This is a genomic window from Rhodoplanes roseus (assembly GCF_003258865.1).
GTDB lineage: Bacteria > Pseudomonadota > Alphaproteobacteria > Rhizobiales > Xanthobacteraceae > Rhodoplanes > Rhodoplanes roseus.
In genome coordinates, this window is the sequence record NZ_NPEX01000391.1 from 1 (window position 1) to 4,344 (window position 4,344).

The following is a 4,344-nucleotide window of genomic DNA, read 5'->3' on the forward strand; positions in this document are numbered from 1 at the left end:
CCGCGCGGCACGGCCGCCGCCACTGCAACCCTGTCGGGCGCGGCGGCACTCCGGTCTTGCCCCGCGCCCGACAGGGCTTTACGACACTCGGCGCCCGAAGACAGGAGCTTCCCATGGCCTTCCTCGCCGACTCGCTCGCCCGCATCAAGCCGTCCGCCACCATCGCCGTGGCCGACAAGGCGCGTGCCCTGAAAGCGGCCGGCCGGGACGTCATCGGGCTGGGCTCCGGCGAGCCCGACTTCGACACGCCCGAGAACATCAAGGAGGCGGCCGTCAAGGCGATCCGCGACGGCAAGACGAAGTACACGAATGTCGACGGCATTCCCGAGCTGAAGGCCGCGATCGCCGGCAAGTTCGAGCGCGAGAACGGCCTCAAGTACAAGCCGTCGCAGATCTCGGTCGGCACCGGCGGCAAGCAGGTGCTGTACAACGCCTTCATCGCCACGCTGAACCCGGGCGACGAGGTGATCATCCCGGCGCCGTACTGGGTCAGCTATCCGGAGATGGTGCTGCTCGCCGGCGGCACCCCGGTCGAGGTGCCGACCACGCAGGCGTCGGGCTTCAAGCTGACCGCCGAGGCGCTGGAGCGGGCCATCACGCCGCGCAGCAAGTGGCTGCTCCTGAACTCGCCCTCCAACCCGAGCGGCGCGGCCTATACGCGCGACGAGCTGAATGCGCTCACCGACGTGATGCTGCGTCACCCGCACGTGTGGGTGATGACCGACGACATGTACGAGCACCTCGTCTACGACGACTTCGTCTTCACCACCCCGGCCCAGGTCGAGCCGGCGCTGTACGACCGCACCCTCACGGTCAACGGCGTCTCCAAGGCCTATTGCATGACCGGCTGGCGCATTGGCTTCGCCGGCGGCCCCGAGGCGTTGATCCAGGCGATGGCGGTCGTCCAGTCGCAGTCGACGTCGAACCCGAACTCGATCGCGCAGTACGCCTCGGTCGAGGCGCTCAACGGGCCGAAGGACTTCATCCCGGCCCACAACAAGGTGTTCAAGGAGCGCCGCGACCTGGTGGTCTCCATGCTCAACCAGGCCAACGGGCTCGACTGCCCGGTGCCGGAGGGGGCGTTCTACGTGTTCCCGTCCTGCGCCGGCACGATCGGCAAGGTGTCGCCGACCGGCAAGCGGATCGACAACGACCAGGACTTCGTCACCGAGCTGCTGGAGGCCGAGGGCGTCGCGGTGGTGCAGGGCTCGGCCTTCGGGCACGGTCCGAACTTCCGCATCTCCTACGCCACGGCGACCAGCGCCCTGCAGGCCGCCTGCGAGCGCATCCAGCGCTTCTGCGGCAACCTGAAGTGACGGGTAAATAGGGGTTTTCCCGCCCTCTCTGCGGCGAAAAACCCGCGCGACTCGCCCCCTGTTTCGACCTAAGATGATGCCGTCCGCAGCCCTCGCGCCGCGGACGGCCGGTTGCTGCGGGCCCCGTCGAAGGACCCCGGCTCCGGTCGAGGACGTCGCGGTCCGCCGGGCCGCGATCGGGTCAACGAGGGGGACACTTCATGCGCAACGTCCTTGCGGGATCGGTGGTGGCCGTGGCCGCCGTGCTTCTGGCCACCGCGGCGCCCGCCCAGGAGCGGGTGCAGGCCGGCAACCTGTCCTGCGACGTGTCGGCCGGCCTCGGCCTGATCATCGGCTCGCAGCGGCAGGTCTACTGCACCTTCACGCCGTCGATGAACGGGCCGGTCGAGACCTACACGGGCAGCATCACGCGCATCGGTCTGGACCTCGGCGCCACCGCGGGCGGCGTCATGGTGTGGATGGTGTACTCGCCGACGACGCGCCCCACCGGCGCGCTCGCGGGCGCCTATGCGGGGGCCAGCGCCGAGGCGTCCTTCGTCGCCGGACTCGGCGCCAATGTGCTGGTCGGCGGCAACGACCGGAGTGTTGCGCTTCAACCCGTTTCGGTTCAGGGTCAGGCGGGCGTGAACATCGCCGCCGGCGTCGCCGGCCTCGAGCTGCGGTTCGTACGCTGAGCCGCTCCGGTGCGATCTTCCGTGGTGACGAGCCGCCTTGCCTGCGCGAGCCGCTCCGGCCGTAACCGGCCCGGCCGCACGCGGCTCGGCCGCGGAGGCTCTCGGCAATCGTCACGCCGGAGCCGACTGCGGGGCGCGTTCTGCGCCTTCGCTGGATCCGTAAATTCGCCGGGAACGGCACAGCAGGGCCGGTCCCGAGGTTAGGACTTGGCTGCCTCGGTCCCGTTGCGGGGCCGAGCTGACCTCGACGGAGGCACGTATGGGAGACAATGGAGGCGGCCCCACAGGCCCACGGTGCATAGCGATCGTCGGACCGTTCCAAAGCGGTAAGACGACCCTCCTGGAGGCGATCCTGGCCCGCACGGGCGCGATCGGCCGGCAGGGCACCGTGGACCAGGGGACCACGGTCGGCGACGCCAGCAAGGAGGCGCGCGACCACCGGATGAGTGTCGAAATCTCGGTCGCCACGACGACCTTCATGGGCGACGCCTACACGTTCATCGACTGTCCCGGCTCGGTCGAGTTCGTGCACGACATGCGGGCGGCACTGCCGGCGGTCGACGCGGCCATCGTGGTCTGCGAGGCCGACGAGAAGAAGGTGCCGCAGCTTCAGCTCATTCTTCGCGAGCTCGAGGAGCTGAACGTTCCTCACCTCCTGTTCCTCAACAAGATCGACAAGGCCGACACCCGCTTGAGCGACGCGCTGCGCATGCTGCAGCCGGCCTCGCGGGTGCCGCTGCTGCTGCGCCAGATCCCGACCTGGAACGGTGAGGCCGTCAACGGCTTCGTCGACCTCGCGCTGGAGCGCGCCTTCGTGTACCGCGAGAACCAGCCCTCCGAGATGGTTCCGCTCGAAGGCAACGTGCTCGACGCCGAGAAGCAGGCGCGGTTCTCGATGCTGGAAACGCTCGCCGACCACGACGACGCGCTGATGGAGCAGCTGCTCGAGGACATCACGCCGCCGCGCGACCGCGTCTTCGACGATCTGCGCAAGGAGATGCGCGACCGTCAGGTCTGCCCGATGCTGATGGGCGTGGCCAGCCGCACCAACGGCATCCTGCGGCTCCTCAAGGCGCTGCGCCACGAGGCGCCGGGCCCGGCCCAGACGGCCGAGCGCCTCGGCGTGAAGGCCGGCGCCGAGGCCGTCGCCTACGTGATGAAGACGTATCACACCTCGCACGGCGGCAAGCTGTCGATCGCCCGCGTGCTGGCCGGCCAGATCGGCGACTCGACCGTGCTGCAGTCGCCGGACGACGAGGTCGGCCGCGTCGCCGGCGTGTTCAAGATGCTGGGCCAGACGCAGGAGAAGCGCGGACCGGCCCAGGCCGGCGAGACCGTCGCCCTCGCCAAGCTCGACGGCGCCGAGACGGGCGACACGCTGTCGACCGGCAAGACGGCGCACAAGGCGCTGGTCGCGGTCAAGCCGTCGCCGCCGGTGCTGAACATCGCCGTGGCGGCGCGCGAGCGCAAGGACGACGTCAAGCTCGGCCAGGCCCTCTCCAAGCTTCTGGACGAGGATCCCTCGATCACCGTGATCCAGAATCAGGAGACCCACGAGGTCGTCCTGTGGGGCCAGGGAGAGATGCATCTGCGGGTCGCCACCGAGCGCCTCGCCGACCGCTTCGGCGTCGCCATCGAGCGGCACCGGCCGAGCGTCGGCTACCGCGAGACCATCCGCAAGACTGTGACGCAGCGCGGCCGCCACAAGAAGCAGTCCGGCGGCCACGGCCAGTTCGGCGACGTGGTGCTGGAGATCTCGCCGCTGCCGCGCAGCTCGGGCTTCCAGTTCTCCGAGCGGATCACCGGCGGCGTGGTGCCGCGCAACTACATCCCGTCGGTCGAGGAAGGCGTGCGGGACGCGCTCAAGGAAGGCCCGCTCGGCTTCCCGGTGGTCGACATCGCGGTGGCGCTGATCGACGGCTCGTACCACACGGTCGACTCGTCCGACATGGCGTTCCGCACCGCCGGCCGCATCGGCATCGTCGAGGCGCTGCCGCAATGCCAGCCGGTGCTGCTCGAGCCGATCCACGAGGTCGAGATCGTCTGCCCGACCGACGCCACCGCCAAGATCAACGCGATCCTGTCGGGACGCCGCGGCCAGATCCTCGGCTTCGACACCCGCGAGGGCTGGCCCGGCTGGGACGCGGTGCGGGCCCAGATGCCGGAATCGGAGATCGGCGACCTCATCGTCGAGGTCCGCTCGGCCACCGCCGGCGTCGGCACCTTCACGTTCAAGTTCGACCACATGGCCGAGCTGACCGGCAAGACCGCCGACCAGATCGTCGCCGCCAGGAAGGCGGCGGCGTAGACGGTCGGGCGGACCACCTCCGTTCCGGGGTCGCGGCACGCCCGCG

3 protein-coding genes are annotated in these 4,344 nt (G+C 69.8%); all 3 read left to right on the plus strand.

Going from position 1 to position 4,344, the window contains the following annotated elements; all coding sequences use genetic code 11:
• Positions 1 to 113 precede the first annotated feature (113 nt).
• The 3 genes from CH341_RS28775 to CH341_RS28785 all read left to right on the plus strand — a co-directional run bounded on the left by CH341_RS28775 (position 114) and on the right by CH341_RS28785 (position 4,298).
• The gene (locus CH341_RS28775) at positions 114 to 1,316 is read left to right on the plus strand and encodes a pyridoxal phosphate-dependent aminotransferase (RefSeq protein ID WP_111422623.1); all 1,203 of its coding nucleotides are present in this window, start codon (positions 114 to 116) and stop codon (positions 1,314 to 1,316) included.
• A 200-nt stretch (positions 1,317 to 1,516) separates the two neighbouring features.
• Positions 1,517 to 1,990, plus strand: coding sequence for a DUF992 domain-containing protein (locus CH341_RS28780; RefSeq protein ID WP_111422625.1), 474 nt, complete (start codon positions 1,517 to 1,519; stop codon positions 1,988 to 1,990).
• Positions 1,991 to 2,249: 259 nt separating this feature from the next.
• Entirely contained in the window at positions 2,250 to 4,298 is a 2,049-nt protein-coding gene (locus tag CH341_RS28785) for an elongation factor G (protein WP_111422628.1), read from the plus strand.
• Positions 4,299 to 4,344: the final 46 nt, after the last annotated feature.